The sequence below is a fragment of the Microbispora sp. NPDC049633 genome (assembly GCF_040675265.1).
Classification (GTDB): domain Bacteria; phylum Actinomycetota; class Actinomycetes; order Streptosporangiales; family Streptosporangiaceae; genus Microbispora; species Microbispora maris.
In genome coordinates, this window is the sequence record NZ_JBFAOO010000003.1 from 1 (window position 1) to 17,285 (window position 17,285).

Here is a 17,285-nt window from a genome sequence, read left to right on the forward strand (position 1 = left end):
GTGCGGGCCGCGCGCCGGCCCGCACCCGCCACCGCGACGGCCCGCAGGCCCGGCGGCCGCCCGCAGGCCGGCAAGCCCTCACGCGCCCCGGCGTCACGCACCCCGCACCGCCCCAAATCCGCCAAGCGACGCTGACCGTCCGACCTCTCCAGGAGAACCCTCCCCATGACGATCGCCCATGCCCGCCTGCGCCCGCTGCTCGCCGCGTTCCCGCTCGGCGTGGCCCTGCTGATGGCCACGTCGGCCTGTGGCGGGTCGGATGCCGCCGCTCCCGCCCAGTCGGCGGCCCCGGTCTCCACCGAATCGGCTGCCCCGGCTCCTGCCGAGTCGGTTCCCGCGGCCCCCGACGCGTCGGCCGCCGCTCCCGCCGACTCGGCCGTGAAGGAGATCACCGTCACCATCGCCGGCCGGAAGGTCACCCCGCCGCCGGGACGGATCGAGGTGACCAAGGGCCAGACGGTGCGGATCACCGTCACCAGCGACACCGCCGACGAGGCGCATCTGCACGGGTACGACAAAGAGGCCGGCCTGAAGCCCGGAACCCCCGCGAGCATCGAGTTCGTCGCCAACGAGACCGGGCTGTTCGAGATGGAAACCCACGAGTCGGGACTGCAGCTGTTCCAGCTCGTCGTGCGATAGGCCGCCGGAATGCTGCTGGCTCACGGCGTCGGGGGCCGTCAGGACCTGCCGATCCCCTTCTCGGCCGCGCTGACCGGCGCGGCCCTCGCGTTGCTGGTGTCGTTCGTGGCGCTCGGCGCGTTGTGGAAACAACCGCGGCTGGATGCCGCCCTCACCGCCGCCCGCTCGCTGCCCGCCGCCATCCAGACCGCGGTGAGCACGCCGGCCTGGCGGTGGGGCTGGCGAGTCGCGGGGCTCGTCGCCGCGGCGTACTTCTGCATCGGATTGATCTTCGGTCCCGATCAAGCGGACAATCCCACGGCAGGGGCCTTCTACGTACTGTTCTGGGTCGGCCTGGTGCCGCTGTCGCTGCTGTTCGGGCCGGTGTGGCGCGGCCTGAACCCGCTGCGGACGCTGCACCTGCTGGCCAGCAAGGGGCTCGGACGCGACCCCGAGCTCGGCCTGCGGCCGCTGCCCGCGAACGTCGGATACTGGCCCGCCTGCGCCGGCCTGTTCGCCTTCGTCTGGCTGGAACTGGTCGCCCCCGAGCGGGCCACCCTGCCGGTCATCGGAGCCTGGCTCGCGGCCTACGCCGTGCTCATGCTCGCCGGGGCGGCCGTCTTCGGCTCGCGGTGGTTCGACCACGCGGATCCGTTCGAGGTCTACAGCGACCTCGTGGGACGGCTGGCCCCGGCCGCCAGACGCCGCGACGGCGTCGTGGTCTGGCGCAACTCCCTCGACGGCATGGCCGGGCTACGACCGGCGCCGGGACTGACGGCACTGGTGGTCGTGCTCCTGGGCTCCACCATGTACGACAGCCTGTCCAACGCCCCGGTGTGGGTGCGCTTCATGCAGGAGAGCGCGGTGCCGGCCCCGGTCACGGGGACCGCCGGTCTGGTCGCCGTCATCGGCCTGGTGCTCGCGGCGTACCGGACCGCGACCGCGCTCGCCGGCCGGTGGGGCGCGGCGGAGCCGGGTACGACGGCGGGCGAGATCGCCCACTCGATCGTGCCGGTAGCCGTCGGATACGTGGTGGCGCACTACTACACCCTGTTCCTGCTGGAGGGGCAGCGGACCATCGCCCTGCTGTCCGATCCACTGGACACCGGCGCCGACTGGCTCGGCACCGCCGGGTGGACCATCCAGGCGCTCGGCACCACCCCCGCCGGAGTCGCCACCCTCCAGGTGACGGTGATCGTCATCGGGCACGTGCTGGGCACCGTTCTGGCGCACGACCGCGCGCTGGCCCTGTTCCCTCGGCGTACCGCCGTCCTCGGGCAGATTCCCCTGCTCGTGCTGATGGTGGTCTACACCGTCGTGGGCCTGCTCCTCCTCTTCGCCGCATAGCCGCGGCGAGAGTTCGCCGCGACCGTATTCCAGGTGCCTTCTCACGGTCGGGCCGGTTAGGTTACGGGAGGCGCGAAAGGAAAGAGCATGTCGGACGGGCTGACGACCTTGTGGCGGCCGACCGGGCCGGAGGAGTTGGAACTGGTCCGGCGGTCCCGGTGGCGCGCGTGGCCGCCGCGGCTGCCCGAGCAGCCCATCTTCTATCCCGTGCTCAACGAAAAATACGCGATCAGAATCGCCCGCGATTGGAATGCTCCCCGCCACGGGGTGGGATACGTGACCCGCTTCCGGGTTTCCAGTGAGTTCCTGGCTCGTTATCCGATCAGGCAGGTCGGCGGGGAGACGATTCTCGAACTGTGGGTGCCCGCCGAGGAACTGGACGAATTCAACGCGCACATCTCCGGTGTCATCGAAGTGGTGCACGAGTTCCGGCCGGATCTCGACAGGCGCTGAGGAGGCGGCGCGGACGCTGCGTCGCGGCCTGGCTTCCTCAGCGCCCGCAGGCGTGGCGCGAGGCCGTGGAGGTCGTGGCGATGGACGGGTTCACCGGCTCAAGACCGCCGCCGCTGAGGAGAGGCGTCGGCTGCCCGACCAGGGACAGCGATGCGCAAACGCAGCCGAGGCCCGATCTTGTGTCACCGTTCGCAGTGGACTTCTTCGCGTACCCGCTAGATCGGTCAACGGCGCACCCGATAGCGCAGGTGAAGCACCCGGTTGCCCTGAATCACCACGTCAGGATCCTCCAACAGGTGCTGCGCGTGGACCGACCCGAAGTAGCGCTTGCCGGACCCGAACACGACGGGTACGACGTCCATGCGCACCTCGTCGACCAGACCCGCGGCAAGCACCTGGCCACCGACGTCGCCGGCGGCGACCTCGATCAAGCGGTCACCCGCGAGGTCCTGCGCCTTGGCTACGGCTGCCTCGACGCCGTCGACGAAGTGAAACGGCGCCTCGGGGTCCCAGCCCTCGGGCTGCGGCCGGTGCGTCACGACGACCACGTGGTCGATCCCGCTCGGCGGCTTTCCGTCCCAGCCGTCCGTCAGGTCGAAGACGTGGCGGCCGACGATCGTGACTCCGATCCGGTCCCAGTACGGCCGGGTGTAGTCGTAGGACGTCCGCGACACCTTCAGCTCGCCGCTCTCGTCCAACGGGACGTCACCGCTGGACAACCAGTCGAACAGCGGTCCGGGCTGGTCATTGTCGTCCGCGACGAAGCCGTCCACCGACACCGAGCTGTACATGACCACCTTGCCCACGGGGCTCTCCTCTGCTTTGGGGTGCCCCAAATTAGCGTGTCGTGAGCTGCGGCTCTTGTACGAAATCAATCGGCCGGCAGCGGCCAGCCGTCCATCACGTGGCCGGGATGTTCGCGCAGGAACCGCCGCCGGACTTCGACGTACCGGGTCGGCGTGAGCCCGGTGAACGCCCGGAACTCGTGGCCGAAGTGGGCCTGGTCGAAGTAGCCTGCGCCACCGGCGAGGTCGCCCCAGTCGATCGGTCCGGCGGGGTTGATCGCGAACACGGTGGCGGTGAAGCGGTAGGTGCGGGCCAGCCGCTTCGGCGTGACGCCGATGAGCTCCTTGAACCGCTGTGCCAGATGAGTGCTGCTGACACCGGCTGCCACGCTCAGGCCGCCGATCGCCACCGCCCCGCTGGTCGCCGCGAGGACGCTGCTCGTGTGCCGGACCAGCCCCAGGCCGGCGGTCTCGCACAGCCGCCGCATCAGCTCCTGCTCGAGCAGCGTCAGCATCTCGTGCGGTCCGTCCGCCGTGGCCAGCCGGTCTCGCAGCTCAGCAATGGCGGGCCGGCCCCAAACCTGCTCTACCGTCACCGGCCGGTCACACAACTCGGCCGCGGGCATCGGCAGGAACGGCGCCAGCCCCCACGGCTTGAAGTGCACGCCGACGGACCGGGTCCGGAGGGGGTAGCCGAACTCCAACGCGCGGGTGGGCATGGTGACCACGCAGCCGTCGGCGTACTCGTCCGTCTCGATGTCGGTGCCGGCGCGGATGCGGAACGGCGCCCCGAGGTTGACGATGAGCAACGCCGCCGGCATCGGCGGCAGCATCAGCCGGGCGTACGGCGGCGCACCCTCCAGGTAGTAAAGGTCGTCGATCAGCCCGTCCAGCGGCGGTCGCGGCACTCTGGACACGTACTCCACGCCCACAGCATGGCCGCCCCCGTGTTCGCGATCAAACCCGCCGGCATCGGGCGGAGATCACCCAGGAGCCGGAGAGCCCTGCTCAGCTCTGTTCATTGGTCGGCTCCTCGGCTACGGCTCGCTAGCCGTAGAGATGCTGACGGACTGTGGCGTCGTTCTCCAGGATGTGATCTATGGTCTCCCAATAGTCCGGCAGCCAGGGATGGGCGAGGGCTTCCTCCCGGGTCAGCTTGATGAACCCGGTCACGCGATCGAATGGGGTCTGGCAACAGTCGCAGACGCCGGTTCGAATGTTCCTGTCTGGATCGATTCGCAATTCCACGCTGGCATTATGGGGCGGCTTGCAGGGGGTCGCCGGCTCCGCGGAGGTGGTGAGGGGGTTTGGCGGACAGAATGACGTTTCTGGGCTGATCGGCGATTTCCGCATCCTCCCCTGCCGAGTCACGCTGGTGGAGGATGAAGGGCGGCACTATGTGCCACCATCGCGCGGGAGTCGCCCTACTACCACGGTTCACATATCAGGGGGTGACCTTCAGCTCCACGAGCGAAGCCGCTGCTGTCGAAGCGCGCGCCCGAAGCCCACCCGACCAGCCACTCGGTCATGGTCTCCCTGATCAAGTGCTCCTGCTCCTCGTAGCCATGAGTGATGAGCGCCACCGGCCATTCCTCCGGCGTGCCCACCGTCATCCAGCCGAGGTCGTCGCCATGGATGGTGGAGCCCCACGGTAAGAACCCTCCAGGCTCAGGCCACATCGCCAGCGGGAAGTCCTCGGGAGAATCCTCCGTGAAGATCAGCGACGAGCTGCGCCCTCAGCTCCAGCGCGCGTCACTGTCGGGCCCCCGCACCGTAGGGCGTCCCGCGTTCTTCGGCATCGATCGCATATCAGGGTTCGACCCCCTGCCGGTCAGAGGCGCCCGCCCGCAGCCGACAGAGTGTGATGAACGCTGCTCGCGCACCCCGGCGGCATTCACGGCACCGGCCGAACAGCCATTTTCCGACCAGAGGCACGTGGCGTTGACTTTGTCTCAATGCATGTCTCATGATGTTGCTACAAATCTTGCGACAAAGGAGGGGCTATGGCCAATGAACCCCCGGACACCAGCCCGTCGGCGCGTGCGACCGACCTGCGACTGGCGGACGCATGGCTCGCCCGGCACGGACTGTCCGGTGCCCGCTCGACCCCGCTGCTGGCCAGCCGGCTGGCGGTCCGGGGACGTGCCCGCCTCGCCGCGGCGACGATTCCGGCCCTGCTGATCGTCGCGAGCGCGCTCGCCGCCGTTCCCGCCTTCGACGGCCACGAGCCGCATCGTCCGCTGCCGCTGCTGGCCCTGACCGCGCTGGTCGCCGGGCTGCTGCTGGCACAGTCGCTGCTCGACTGGTGGGTGCGACGCGTCGATCAGCGGGCGGGCGCGACGCTGTCCCGCAGGGCCGCCCATCCGATCCAGCCCAGCTGGCGGGCCGTGCTCGGCCTGCCGTACGCCGTCTTCGCGGTCGCCACGTTCGCCGGCGCGATGGCGCTGGCCGGGAGCGCCCTGGCCGTATCCGACCCCACCGTGCGGCAGTTGGCGGTCGTCCTGCTGATCGGCCTGCTCGGCGTGACAGCCATCACCGCCGTGCAACTGCGCCACCTGCTGCGGCGCCCGGTCGTGGCGGAGGACGAGGAATCGCTGACCGCCGACGTCATCATGCGTGTCGAGGACGCCCGCGACCTCACCACGCCAAGCGTGCAGTGGTCGCTACCCATGGTGCTGCTGTTCGGCGCCGCGCCCGGTTGGTGGAGCGCCGCCGCGGTCGCCAACGTGGTCTTGGGCATGGTCGCGTGCATCGCGCTCCGTTTCAGGACGCCGTCGAGCGCGACGGTGGCCCGGCAGGTGATGAGCGTCCGATGATCGTCATCGACGCCGCTTCACCGGTGCCGCCGTTCGAACAGCTGCGCGCCCAGCTCGCCCGGCAGATTCAGGATCGCACGCTGGCCGTGGGCACCCGCCTTCCGACCATCCGCCAGCTCGCGGCCAACCTCGGCCTGGCCGTGAACACGGTCGGCCGGGCCTACCGGGAGCTGGAGGAGGCAGGTCTGATCGAGACGCGCGGCCGGGCGGGTTCGTTCGTGTCGGCCGCCGGTGAGGATGGCCTGGAGCGGGCCCGCCAGGCCGCCGCCGACTACGCGGCCGTGGTCGCCAGCCTCGGCATCGACGCAGGCGAGGCGATCCGCATCGTGCAGGCGGCGCTGACCTCGGGCACGGTGAAACCGGCCTCGTCATGACCGCGACTCTGACCGGCCATCCCGGGGGGAAGAGGTCCCCCGGACCTCCTGTCACCGGCCACCGTCAGTAGGTCCATCCGGCGGTGCCGGTCGAGCTTCACGCGGGTCGGCGCGGCGTTCTCGTTGCGACTTTCCTGTCGGCTCTCCTCGCGGAAGCGCCGGCCGGCTCATGGCGTACGAGGGCGTGGCCGGTGTCCGTGACGGGCAGCAGCGAGATTACGAGGCAGTGGCCAGGTCGGGCAGCGGGCTGTTCGGACAGTCCTGCGCGGTGTGCATCCCCCACACCTCCCGCACCCACTCCGCTCCCCTCCCGGCTGGCGATCGACTCCTGATCGCTTTCCCCCTGTCGACGACGTGGTTGCGAAGGTACTCGTCCTCGCACATGCCCTTGAGAAAGGCATGCTCGGCCACCTGCCGGTTCGTCGGCGCCACCTCGGCCTCCCATTCCGTCGACAGCTCGGTGACCGATGCTGCACTACGCCGTCGACAACACCTGCCCCGTCCGAGGCGACACGGGCGGCCGTGAGCCGAGTCCCTTTTTGCGGTTGTGCCGACATATGCCGATACGCCAGAGTCTTCCCGATCTTTGTTGTGGATCTAGGTCGACATGGGAGGAAGGGCATGGCGGGTCGCCCGTACGCGCGGCTGAGGAGTCCGGTCCGGCGGACGCGGGGACCCCTGACGCTGTTCTCGGCGGTGCTGGCGTCGTCCCTCCTGGTCGCGGTCCCCGCGGCGGCCGCCCCGGCGACCGGCGCCGGGACGGTCCCGGCGAAGTCCGCGGCTTCCACGGCCGGGATCGCGAAGGACGACCTCCTGGCCCGGCTCAGGGCCGTCCCCGGTCTCCGGGTGGTGTCGGTGAAGAAGGGGCGGGCGAAGGGCTACAAGGACTACACCCTCACCTTCACCCAGCCGGTGGACCACCGGAACCCGCGCGGCGGCACGTTCCAGCAGCGGCTCACTCTCTCGCACCGGTCGCTGGACCGGCCCGTGGTCCTCTTCACCAGCGGGTACTTCATGCCGGAGAAGGTGTGGCTCGAGGAGCCCACCTATGGGCTCGACGCCAACCAGCTCTCCGTCGAGCACCGCTTCTTCGGCACCTCGCTTCCGAAGGGGAAGGACTGGGCGAAGCTCGACATCTGGCAGGAGGCGAGCGACGAACACGCGATCGTCGAGGCGCTCAAGCGGGTCTACGACGGCGCCTGGATCGGCACCGGGGCCAGCAAGGGCGGCATGACCGCCGTCTACCACCACCGTTTCTATCCGGGCGACCTCGACGGAGTCGTGGCCTACGTCGCGCCCAACGACGCGGTCAACGCCGACGACCGCGTCTACGAGCGGTTCTTCACGACCGTGGGCACGCCGTCGTGCCGGGCCGCCCTGCGTAGTTTGCAGCGGGAGGCGCTCAAGCGCCGCAAGAGCCTGGTCCCTCGGCTCACAGCCATGGCGAGGCGCGAGGGCCTCACCTTCCGCCGCACCATCGGCACGGCCGACCGCTCCTTCGAGATGAGCGTGCTCGACTCCGCCTGGACGTTCTGGCAGTACTTCCGGCAGCAGGACTGCAAGGACATTCCCGGCGAGAACGCTTCCGACGCCGCCATCTTCCGATGGGTGGACAAGATCCAAAAATGGAGGCAGTACACCGACCAGGGCATCGAGCCGTACCTGCCCTATTACTACCAGGCGGCCACCCAGCTCGGCTGGGCGTCCCTGAGCTTCGCCCACCTCAAGGGCCTGACGAGGTATCCGGGGCTCTACCAGCCGAACTCCCTGCTGCCCGCGTCCCTCCGCTCCCGCTTCGACGGCAGGGTCATGCGGGACGTGGACGCGTGGGTGACCCGGCAGGCGAGCCGGATGATGTTCGTCTACGGCGGGCGGGATCCCTGGAGTGCCGAGCGGTTCACGCCTAAGGGTACGGACTGCCATGTGTTCGTCGCCCCGAGCGCCAACCACGGCGCGAGCATCAGGCACCTGTCGTCTCGCGATTACGCCCAGGCCGCGGACACCCTCAGGCGGTGGGCCCGGCTCACCTGAGCGCCTCCGAGCACGCATGCATCAGGGGCCTGGCCGATTCTTGGACCTCGAGGCCGGAGACGGTGCGCTTGTCGCCGGGTTCATTCTCGTAGGTGCGCCGGCGCACGCGGCCTCGGACGATGACGCGCATGCCGCGGACCGATGCTTGGGCTTCGGGTTGTTGTTCGCGATCCCTGGCGGTCCACTGCTTTGCTGACGGAACTCATTGAGGTCCGTACGGGCGGAGTGGGTCCGGTCGGACCGCTTGCGGTGGCACCGTTTTCCGCTGATGCGTCCGCCCTAAGCCCATATACCGCCAGGGAGTCACTCGAACGAGATACATTCCTCAATATGAGTGCCCAATATGCATGGTCTGAACGCTTCCCTGCGAGGCATCCGGCTACCGAGGGCCCTGATACTGACAGCGATCTGCATTCCCCGGCTACAGAGGCAGAGGTCCGCCGCCTTGAAGAGCGATTGGGCATGGCGTTGCCGTCGGGTCACCGACAGTTTCTCCTTTTCTCCAACGGGTGGGGCAACGCCGACGACTGCTGCCTGCTACGCGTCGAGGAGATCGGCTGGCTTCGTGATGTCGACCCCTCGGTCGCCGAGAGCTGGTCAGAACCCAAGCCCGAGAACTCATGGAGCGTGCCCGACGAGCTCTACTTCGTCTACGGACACGAGCAAGTCTCCGGCAACATGAGAGGGGAGTATGTATCCGACACCCTTCTGGTGGGGTATTGGGACGATGGAGTCGTTCTTCTCAATCCTCACGTCAAAACTCCTGAAGGTGAGTGGGAAGCCTGGTATCTCGCGCCTTGGCTAGCCGGCGCCAGGCGTTACATGTGTTTCTGGGACCTGATAGCCGACCAGCTGAAAATCGGGGTCTAGGGGGCGCGCTTAGCAGGGCAGTTCTCGGCACTGAGCAGCCCAAGCGCATCCCCGGGAACTGGGCGGCTCCTGTCGGTAGCGATGCGGACGAGCCGCTGCACAGGACCACCAGCGATGAAAAGAACACAGAAAACCGGCTCGTCTTCTCGGGACGTTCATTCATCTCCGATCTCGGCAAGACGACGCAGAAGGTATGGCCGGATAACCCGGGAAGCAACTATTGCAAGTACTACCAGTGGGAGAAGTACATTGCCCCCGGGGCCAGGTGGAAGGACCCGAACTGTGACGAGTATCCATTCGCGGCCACATTAGAGGGAGCCGCGAGCACCGAGTGGGACTTCTCGATTCGGGCGCTCAACGCAAAACAGAACCGAGACCAGGGCAGCAGCAGGCAGACAGGCAGCATCGGCGGTAAGAACCACGTGGCATGGGAGCCCTCGTTCCCTATCGTCGATTCGGTGCCTGCTGAGTGCTGACAAGGATGAGGTTTTTATCCAGGGCTCCCGTAGCTTTCGCCGCCTGAGCCGCGAAAAGGAGTTCGCGACGAGCCGCGAGAGCCGGGCCCGCTACTACAGGCCCCAGGCTGCGTAGTCACGCCTTCCCCCGCCGTACGCACCTCACGGTCATGTCCACACACGCCCACTGTTCACCACTCGGCGAGTGATGGGGGCCGGAGCCCGGATTGTCGCGGATCCGGGCTCCGGCCGCCGCACGGCGATGCGCCTAGCCGGCGGCCCTGGAGCGGAGCCCGAGCAGGGTGTCGATCACCAGGAAAGCGGCCAGGGAGATGCCCATCAGGGGCAGGAAGTACCCCACGACGAGGGCGAACAGGGCCAACGGTGCCAGGACTCCCCAGTGCACATCCCGCCAGCCACCACGCGGGTAGGGCCGGCCGAATCCGCGGGTCGGACGGCGCCGCCACCACATCCGGTAGCCCAGCACGATCAGCGTGACGAGCCCGACCGCGATCGCGGCCAGGACGATCTGGTTGGCCAGGCCGAACAGCAGCCCCATGTGCGCGTCGATGCCCCACTCGGTGAGCTTGGCGGCCAGCGGATAGTCGGCGAACCGCAACTCGCCCACGACCTGCCCGGTCGCCGGGTCGAACGCTAGCTGGTCCAGTTGCGTGGGAGCGGTCTTGCGGATCTCCTTGACCACGTACGCGGCCCCGGGCTCGGTCGGCAGGACGATCTCCAGCGGGCCGGACAGCCGCCAGCTGGCCGCCGCCAGCATGATCTTGTCGATCCCCACGTCCGGGGTGTCCCCCGCCTGATCACCGCTCGCGGAGTGTCCCCCGTGCCCCCCGTGCCCCGCGTGCTCGCCGAGATCGGTGCTGATCGACGGAGTCGCCCAGCCGAACTTTGTGCGCAGCTCGCCGATGTTCTCTCCGGCGTACTTCGACCAGGTCAGGCCGGTGGCGGACAGGAACAGCACACCCAGCGCGGCCCACAGGCCAACCGAGCCGTGCCAGGACAACGTGCGGCGCGACCCGGTGGCGGCGCGGTCGGGGGTGAGCAGGCCGCGCAGGCGGCGGCCGTCGCGGCGCCGCCTGCTCAGCCACAGCGCCAGCCCGCCGAGGGCGACGACCCACAGCCAGCTGGCGGCCAGTTCGCTGTAGATCCGTCCGGGCTCTCCCAGGTGGAGGCGACGGTGCAGGTCGGAGATCCAGGCACGTACGGGCAGCGCGCCGGAGCCGCCGTAACTTTCCAGTGTGCCGCGCACCTGACCGGTCCCCGGGTCGACGAAGACCGCCATCTGCGTGCTTTCGGGCAGGTTCGGCACGTCCAGCAGCACCCGGGTGGTCAGGCCGGGCTCAGCCGCGGGCCGCACCGCGGTGACCTTCCCTTCGGGAAGCGCCTGGCGAGCCGCGGCTACCTGCTCGCTCAGAGGGACGGCGGTCTGGCTCACCGGCGCGGTCAGCTCGTGCCGGTAGACGACGTTCTCGATCTGGAAAGAGGCGGCGTACAGCAGGCCCGTGGTCGCGGCCACGAGCAGGAAGGGGGCGATGAGGATTCCGGCGTAGAAGTGCAGGCGCAACACCAGCGGGCGCAGCGCCGCCCAGTTCGCACGCCTGGGGCGGGGAGGCCGGGCCGGATCGACGGCACGCTGGATACCGGCGGTAGAAGTCATGGGGTTCTCCGTTCAACGGCGAGCGCACACCGACAGGTATGCGTCACCTGAGTAGGGGGTTGAGCCGCGGACCGCCTTCAGCGCGGTTCAGGGCGGCGAAACGGGCGCATGGCATGGCGAGCCGATGCCGCCAAGGCAGGCGGCAGCCCGTGTCAGAGAACGGAGACGGCCAGAGGCGGACCGCGCCGAGCGACCACCACGACGAAGTCGTTGCGACGAGGGACCGGGAGGGGAGGTTCCCCCACCGGACGGGGAGAGGACGGTGCGATGTCGGCCAGCGCGCCCGCGAGGACGCGCAACACGGCCCGCAGCCCGCGCACCGGCGTGACGGCCAGATGCACGATCATCGCCAGGGCGGACTCACCGTGTTCCAGCGCCCAGGCGGACAAGATCGCCATCGCGGCATGGATCAGCACCATGCCCAAACCGGTGCCGTGCTCACCCGTCCACGGCGACGGCGACGCGTGCGCGGCGCCGAGAGTGAACAGGTGGTGCATCCCGTACTGCGCGCCGAAGGAGGCGCCCAGCAGGACTCCCATGCCTCGCTGACGGCCTGCGAGCAGGAACGCGCCCAGCCAGGTCAGTGCCATTGCGGCGACCAGGGTTCCCCCGCGCACGGGAGCCCCTCCGGCCAGCATGTGCAGAGCGGCCGAGACCAGCACGCACGCTGCCGCGAACACCGCGGCACGTAACGCACGCAGGGACGATCCGCCGACATGCACAGCGCAATCGTCCCAGAACGCCCTAGCACCTTCCATTCTTGACTTGTTCGATCCCTGGCGGATATGGGTGTCCATTACCCCACATGGGGCTTGACCAGGATCAACCGCCTGCCGGGGTTGCGGAGACAGCAGAAGAAACTCATGAAACGGTCATACGACCGGTCGATGACGCGATCGGCCGTACTGCGCAGGCGTCTGGCCGATCGGCGGGCTTCTTCGGCGTGCAGCCTGGACTGTTACGCTCAGCCCCGGGACGACGGCCAGGTGGTCTCGCTGGGCGCGGCCGCCGAGCGGCTCTTGGTGCCCGTCAGGTGCCTGCCCCCTGATGTGGAGTCAGTCCGGCTGCGCACGTTATCTCCCGTCATGTGGAGTGGCGGGATCCCTCCGCGGGGGTGTCGGGAGCTGGCGGACGCCGGTCCGTGGTCGGAAGCCGGAAGACGAACCGGGCACCCCGCGGTCCTCCAGGTCGCCGGCTGTCATGGCGGTTCCCCCTCACCCCGAGTCCTCACGGACGAACGCGGATGACCGTCTTCCCCTTGATCCGCTCGGTCGGATTCAAGGCGGCGACGGCATCGTCGAGGGTTGCGACGTTGCCGATGTTCGTCCGCAGCCGTCCGTCACGCACCCGCCGGACGATCTCACCCAGTTGGGCACGATCGGCCTCGACAACGAAGTCGATCGCCATGCCGTTCACAGGCCGCGCCTCGGGCGGCCCGACGATGGACACCAGCGTTCCTCCGGCTCGTACCAGACCCGCGGACCGCTTCTGGATGTCTCCGCCGATGACGTCGAATACCAGGTCGACGCCGCCGACGTCTTGTAGCGCGTCGTTCTCAAGGTCGACGAACTCCATCGCGCCGAAGTCGAGCGCCTTCTGACGGTCGGCGGCGCGTCCGGTGCCGATGACGTACGCACCGAACTCACGCGCGAGCTGAGTCACCATCGACCCGACTGCGCCGGCCGCGCCGTGAACGAGCACGCTCTGCCCCGCCTGAAGGCGGCCGTGCTCGAACAGCCCCTGCCACGCGGTCAGCCCCGAAATCGGCAGGCTCGCGCCCACCGTGAAGTCGACGTCGCCAGGGAGCGGCGCGAGGTTGCGTGCCTCGACGGCCACATACTCCGCCAGAGTGCCGTCGCGATGCCAGTCCGTGAGGCCGAACACCCGTTGTCCCACCGACAGCCCCGTCGTGCCATAGCCGAGGGCGGTGACCAATCCGGCCAGCTCGTGCCCAGGGATCGACGGTGTTCGGTCACGGTCGCGGCGATCGGTCCAGGTCGAGGGCCACGCCATCTCAGTCGGGACGAATCCCGACGCATGAACCTCAACGACGACGTCGTTTATCGCTGCCGGCGGCTCGGGCCGCTCCACCAGCGTCATCCCGGCCGTTCCCGCAGCCTGGTCCGTCACCACGATCGCTTTCATGGGAATCGTCTCCTCGGTCATTTGTCTATCCGGTGCATTGATGAGCGCGCGTCGCTCACAGACGAACCCGGTGATCGTCTGCCCGCTGATCCGCTCGGTCGGATTGAAGGCCGTGACGGCATCGTCGAGGGGTTGCGATGTTGTCGATGTTCGTCCGAGGTGGACGTGTGCAGGCCGACGTGATCGATCTCATCTGCTCACGAGCGTTCGTTCGTCTGTCCCGTTTTGGGTTCTCATCAGGGAGACGAGGTGGCCCCTCGAGTTGTGACAGCTCAGACGTGAGAAAGCTTGTCCGGGTTGATGACCCTGCGGTAGGCGGTGATCAGACCGTCTGTGATCTGCAGCGTGTCCACGGAGTAGACACGGCCCTCCCGGTGGCACACCAGAACGAGCTCGCCGCCGACCTCGACGAGGTCGATGCGGTCCGGACGCCACCGGTGGCCCACCCGCACCATCACCTCAGCGACGCGTTCACCACCGTAGACGGGCTTGCGCATCGCGGCGACCTTGCCGCCGCCATCGGTGACGTAGACGGCGTCGGGGTGCAGCAACCTGACCAGGCCAGCCAGATCCCCGGCCTCGTAGGCGGCGCGAAAGGCCGCCAGCACACGTTCACGCTCCGCCTTCGACGCCTGCGGCGAAGACTGCTTCGCGTTGGCCACCCGCCGCCGCGCCCGCGAGGCCAACTGCCGGGCACCCGGCACGGAGACATCCAGCACTTCGGCGATCCGGACGAACTCGAGACCGAAGACATCATGCAGGACGAAGGCCACCCGCTCCGGCGGGCTCAACTCCTCCATGATCAGGAGCATCGCCGAGCCGACGGACTCATCGACGAGGACCGGCTCGGATGCGTCCGGCCCCGTCAGCAGCGGTTCCGGCAGCCACGGCCCGACATAGGTCTCCCGGCGGAAACGGGCACTCTTGAGAATGTCGTACGACCGCCGTGCGGCCACCGTCACCAGCCAGGCCCGCAAATCATCGATATCCTGCAGATCCGTTCCGGCCGCCCGCAGCCACACGTCCTGGGTCACGTCCTCGGCATCGGCCACACTGCCCATCAGCCGGTAGGCCACGCCGAAAACCGCGGGCCGGTGCCTCTCCCATTCGGCTCCGAGCGTGTTGTCGTGCTCAGAGCATCCAGGCCCGTTCTCGTCGCCCATGCAGATCGCGACCTCCCCCAACTTGCGGATCAAGCGTAGTCATCCGAGCACGGAACGCCGCGCGGGACGCCACCGGCCGGGTCGGCCCGGAAGGCCCCGGCCGCCGGCAGGCTCAGGCCGTACACCGCCAGCAGGCAGGGGCGCAGCCGCGGCTGTGAGCCCGGCGCAGGCCCGCGGCGAAGGCCATGATCGCCCCCCGTGGATCACCACCAGGGCGAATTGGACGATTTAGTCCACTTTGAGGCTAGTTGCCCGATTGTGTCAACTTGGCGACAGAGGTTCTGACCTGGGCTTTCAGGTGGTTCAGCACCACGTCGAGGGCAACCACGGGCCGCTCGTCCTGCATGGTCTCGGCGAGCAGGTAACCGCCCTGCGGGGCGGCGATGACCGCGACGGCGAGTTCCCGGGGATCGGTGCGGGGTCGAGCTCGCCGCTCTCCCGCATGCGGGAGAGACCGTATTCCGCATCGAGCACAGCGCGGTCATGACAGTGATCTTTCGCGGCGGCAACGGGCACGTACGGGCGCTCGCCGGCCGCCTGCGAAGGATCCGGGCCGGGCGGGTCGCCGACGCCCTCCTGATCGGGGTCCCGGCGGCCTTGCAGGCGCGGCGAGCGAGGGACGGGTCACTGCGGGCGGTGGCGTCCATCCGCCTCGATCCGCCCACTCGGTCATCTCCTCGGCGGTGAACGGCTCGCCGGTGAAACTGCCGTTCCACCCCACCGTCGCCTCACTCGCCGCCGCGTCGCCGCCGGGCGCGTACGTCGTGTCGAACAGCAGCTGCCGTCCGCCGAGCTTGTCGGCCTCCGTCGTCATCTCGCAGATCCTCAGGTTCGCTCTTGTACGGTCCGAATGCCCTGATGGTGGTGCCTGCGGCGAGCAGCACCATGCCGCCGGCGCAGATCCACAACAGGGCGCGGGGGCCCAGGACTCCTGTTGCGACGCCTCCCACGCCCATCGTCAGCGGGCGTAGGCCCCGGGCGATGAACCGGAAGGTGCTGTTCACCCTGCCCTGGAGGTGGTCGGGGATGAGGGACAGCCGGTACGACATCTGCGTCACGTCGTACACCGGGCTGATCAACGCGACGAGCATCCAGCCGGCGATCAGCACCTCGGGGGTCGTCGCCGAAGGCAGGACGGGCATCACGGCTGCCCAGGCGAGCACCGAGCCGACGATGATCCCGCGCGGGCGGAAACGCTCGGCGATCCGGGAGGCGAGCAGTCCGCCCACGATGCCGGCCCCGCCGCCCAGGGAGAAGACAAGGCCGACGAACGCCTCGGAGGCGTGCAACTCGTCCCGCGCCAGCCCGATGACGGCCAGGTAGCAGGGGCTGAACAGCACGTTCAGACACGCCGAGACGAGCGCCACGCAGCGGATGGCGCGGTGCCGCCACAGGAATCCCAGCCCCTCCCCCACCTCTTCTACGAGGTCGGCTGCCCCTTTGCGCGTGGTGCGCTCCGCGGCCGCGTCCGCGGTTCCCACCGGGCCCTCGCCTTCCGCGCGGCGTCCTCGGCCGGGCCCCGTCGTGCGCCACCCCGTCGTGCGCCGCCCCGTCGTGCGCCGCCCCTCCGTCGGCGTAGCAGGAACAACGGCCCCGTCCCCACGGCGTAGGCCACGCCGGCGGCCAGGAAGGCGAGCGCGCCGCCGTCGACCGGGGTGGAGCCCAGCGCGACGATCGCGCCACCCAGTCCCGGGCCGACCAGTCCCGCCGTCGACTCGATCACCGCGTTCACCGAAGTCGCCCGGGGCAGCCGGGAATCGTCCACCACGTCGGGCAGCACCGAGAGTTCGGCGATGTTAGAAGACGAAGGCGGTGCCGTTGACCAGAGACAGCACGTACAGCTGCGTCATCTCCAGCACCCCGAGGGCCTGAGCGGTTGGGACCCACAGCTCGACCGCGGCCCGTACGGCGACGCCGACCAGCAGCACGCGCCGCCGGTCCCACCGGTCGACCAGCGCTCCCGCCGCCAGGCTCAGCACCACGTGCGGCGCCGCGCCGAGCGCTCCACCTGCCGGGGTAGGGACATGGGTCGAGCCGTCGCCGCGCGGGGTGGGCGGCCCGTTGACAGTGCGGCACCAGATCGTTGCCCTGTTTGCCCTGCATTGGGGTTAACAGAGCCAGAGGAGCTGAGGCTTGACGGCCGTCGTATCCCTGGCCGCGTTCGAGGCGGGCGGCGCTGATGAGGAGGTCGGCGACGAGCTAGTGGCGCCGTCGGACATCTCAACCAGGGCTCGGAGCGCCTCACGGTTGAGGCCGAACTCACCGATCAAAGAGGACGCCACTACCTGGTCAGCCGTCGCCTCGGTTTCCTCGTCGTCGCCGAAGTATCCAATCGGCACGCCGAAAAACTTGGCCAGTGCCTTCAACGTCTTGAGCTGAGGGTTGTTCGGTCGACGCCACCTGGCCGGCGGCGTGCATCAGCTCGATCAGCGGGTCGGGCCTCGGCGGGTTCACCATCCGCGCCGCCGCCAAGGCCGCCTCCGCCGCTTACGCCCCGTACGCCAGCCCAAGACGTTCGGCGGCCGTGCGAAAGTTGGCGTACTCCTCCTCGGT

17 protein-coding genes are annotated in these 17,285 nt (G+C 69.0%); 8 read left to right on the forward strand and 9 right to left on the reverse strand.

Features of this window, described 5'->3' with window-relative positions:
• The first annotated feature begins 165 nt into the window (after nt 1-165).
• The 3 genes from AB0J39_RS01615 (at nt 166) to AB0J39_RS01625 (ending at nt 2,418) form a co-directional block, all read left to right on the forward strand.
• Nucleotides 166-639 carry a hypothetical protein gene (locus AB0J39_RS01615; RefSeq protein ID WP_363460679.1) on the forward strand — a complete coding sequence of 158 codons (474 nt, stop codon included), beginning with the start codon at nt 166-168 and terminating at the stop codon, nt 637-639.
• 9 nt (nt 640-648) lie between these two features.
• Nucleotides 649-1,965 carry a hypothetical protein gene (locus tag AB0J39_RS01620; protein WP_363460681.1) on the forward strand — a complete coding sequence of 439 codons (1,317 nt, stop codon included), beginning with the start codon at nt 649-651 and terminating at the stop codon, nt 1,963-1,965.
• An 87-nt stretch (nt 1,966-2,052) separates the two neighbouring features.
• Nucleotides 2,053-2,418, forward strand: a complete 366-nt coding sequence (locus tag AB0J39_RS01625) for an ADP-ribosylation/crystallin J1 (RefSeq protein WP_363460683.1) — start codon at nt 2,053-2,055, stop codon at nt 2,416-2,418.
• Nucleotides 2,419-2,642: 224 nt separating this feature from the next.
• Here the strand turns inward: AB0J39_RS01625 and AB0J39_RS01630 are convergent, their stop codons facing one another.
• From AB0J39_RS01630 to AB0J39_RS01640, 3 genes are all read right to left on the reverse strand, one after another.
• Nucleotides 2,643-3,224, reverse strand: coding sequence for a dihydrofolate reductase family protein (locus AB0J39_RS01630; protein ID WP_363460685.1), 582 nt, complete (start codon nt 3,222-3,224; stop codon nt 2,643-2,645).
• 65 nt (nt 3,225-3,289) lie between these two features.
• Complete coding sequence (locus AB0J39_RS01635; RefSeq protein WP_363460687.1) at nt 3,290-4,129, reverse strand: helix-turn-helix domain-containing protein; 840 nt, start codon at nt 4,127-4,129, stop codon at nt 3,290-3,292.
• A gap of 121 nt (nt 4,130-4,250) precedes the next feature.
• Nucleotides 4,251-4,376, reverse strand: coding sequence for a hypothetical protein (locus AB0J39_RS01640; RefSeq protein WP_363460689.1), 126 nt, complete (start codon nt 4,374-4,376; stop codon nt 4,251-4,253).
• 830 nt (nt 4,377-5,206) lie between these two features.
• Here AB0J39_RS01640 and AB0J39_RS01645 point away from each other — a divergent pair.
• The 4 genes from AB0J39_RS01645 (at nt 5,207) to AB0J39_RS01660 (ending at nt 9,294) form a co-directional block, all read left to right on the forward strand.
• Nucleotides 5,207-6,019 carry a hypothetical protein gene (locus AB0J39_RS01645; protein WP_363460691.1) on the forward strand — a complete coding sequence of 271 codons (813 nt, stop codon included), beginning with the start codon at nt 5,207-5,209 and terminating at the stop codon, nt 6,017-6,019.
• Nucleotides 6,016-6,393 (forward strand): GntR family transcriptional regulator, encoded by a 378-nt coding sequence (locus AB0J39_RS01650; RefSeq protein ID WP_363460693.1) that lies wholly within the window; start codon nt 6,016-6,018, stop codon nt 6,391-6,393. Before AB0J39_RS01645 ends, AB0J39_RS01650 begins: the two co-directional genes overlap by 4 nt.
• Nucleotides 6,394-7,014: 621 nt before the next feature.
• Nucleotides 7,015-8,424, forward strand: a complete 1,410-nt coding sequence (locus AB0J39_RS01655; protein ID WP_363460695.1) for a S28 family serine protease — start codon at nt 7,015-7,017, stop codon at nt 8,422-8,424.
• 330 nt (nt 8,425-8,754) lie between these two features.
• Nucleotides 8,755-9,294, forward strand: coding sequence for an SMI1/KNR4 family protein (locus AB0J39_RS01660; RefSeq protein ID WP_363460697.1), 540 nt, complete (start codon nt 8,755-8,757; stop codon nt 9,292-9,294).
• Nucleotides 9,295-10,017: 723 nt separating this feature from the next.
• On the opposite strand, the gene AB0J39_RS01665 is transcribed toward AB0J39_RS01660, so the two are convergent.
• The 6 genes from AB0J39_RS01665 to AB0J39_RS01690 form a co-directional block, all read right to left on the reverse strand.
• A complete protein-coding gene (locus AB0J39_RS01665; RefSeq protein WP_363460699.1) occupies nt 10,018-11,424 on the reverse strand; it encodes a PepSY domain-containing protein in 1,407 nt (468 codons plus the stop codon).
• Nucleotides 11,425-11,576: 152 nt separating this feature from the next.
• Complete coding sequence (locus AB0J39_RS01670) at nt 11,577-12,104, reverse strand: hypothetical protein (RefSeq protein WP_363460701.1); 528 nt, start codon at nt 12,102-12,104, stop codon at nt 11,577-11,579.
• A gap of 547 nt (nt 12,105-12,651) precedes the next feature.
• Nucleotides 12,652-13,590: an NADP-dependent oxidoreductase gene (locus AB0J39_RS01675; RefSeq protein ID WP_363460703.1), complete on the reverse strand. Its 939-nt coding sequence runs from the start codon at nt 13,588-13,590 to the stop codon at nt 12,652-12,654.
• A gap of 251 nt (nt 13,591-13,841) precedes the next feature.
• Nucleotides 13,842-14,765, reverse strand: a complete 924-nt coding sequence (gene sigJ, locus AB0J39_RS01680; protein ID WP_363460705.1) for an RNA polymerase sigma factor SigJ — start codon at nt 14,763-14,765, stop codon at nt 13,842-13,844.
• A 695-nt stretch (nt 14,766-15,460) separates the two neighbouring features.
• A complete protein-coding gene (locus AB0J39_RS01685; protein WP_363460707.1) occupies nt 15,461-16,213 on the reverse strand; it encodes an MFS transporter in 753 nt (250 codons plus the stop codon).
• A 315-nt stretch (nt 16,214-16,528) separates the two neighbouring features.
• On the reverse strand, nt 16,529-16,813 hold the full coding sequence (locus tag AB0J39_RS01690; RefSeq protein WP_363460858.1) for an MFS transporter: 285 nt from the start codon (nt 16,811-16,813) through the stop codon (nt 16,529-16,531).
• Nucleotides 16,814-16,865: 52 nt separating this feature from the next.
• Here AB0J39_RS01690 and AB0J39_RS01695 point away from each other — a divergent pair, with 52 nt between their 5' ends.
• Nucleotides 16,866-17,111 carry a hypothetical protein gene (locus AB0J39_RS01695; protein WP_363460709.1) on the forward strand — a complete coding sequence of 82 codons (246 nt, stop codon included), beginning with the start codon at nt 16,866-16,868 and terminating at the stop codon, nt 17,109-17,111.
• Nucleotides 17,112-17,285 lie beyond the last annotated feature (174 nt).

Excerpts from the sequence above, each read along its gene's own strand:
- AB0J39_RS01615 (WP_363460679.1), top strand. The coding sequence starts at position 166 with ATGACGATCGCCCATGCCCGCCTGCGCCCGCTGCTCGCCGCGTTCCCG.
- AB0J39_RS01620 (WP_363460681.1), top strand. The coding sequence starts at position 649 with ATGCTGCTGGCTCACGGCGTCGGGGGCCGTCAGGACCTGCCGATCCCC.
- AB0J39_RS01625 (WP_363460683.1), top strand. The coding sequence starts at position 2,053 with ATGTCGGACGGGCTGACGACCTTGTGGCGGCCGACCGGGCCGGAGGAG.
- AB0J39_RS01645 (WP_363460691.1), top strand. The coding sequence starts at position 5,207 with ATGGCCAATGAACCCCCGGACACCAGCCCGTCGGCGCGTGCGACCGAC.
- AB0J39_RS01650 (WP_363460693.1), top strand. The coding sequence starts at position 6,016 with ATGATCGTCATCGACGCCGCTTCACCGGTGCCGCCGTTCGAACAGCTG.
- AB0J39_RS01655 (WP_363460695.1), top strand. The coding sequence starts at position 7,015 with ATGGCGGGTCGCCCGTACGCGCGGCTGAGGAGTCCGGTCCGGCGGACG.
- AB0J39_RS01660 (WP_363460697.1), top strand. The coding sequence starts at position 8,755 with ATGAGTGCCCAATATGCATGGTCTGAACGCTTCCCTGCGAGGCATCCG.
- AB0J39_RS01665 (WP_363460699.1), bottom strand. The coding sequence starts at position 11,424 with ATGACTTCTACCGCCGGTATCCAGCGTGCCGTCGATCCGGCCCGGCCT.
- AB0J39_RS01675 (WP_363460703.1), bottom strand. The coding sequence starts at position 13,590 with ATGACCGAGGAGACGATTCCCATGAAAGCGATCGTGGTGACGGACCAG.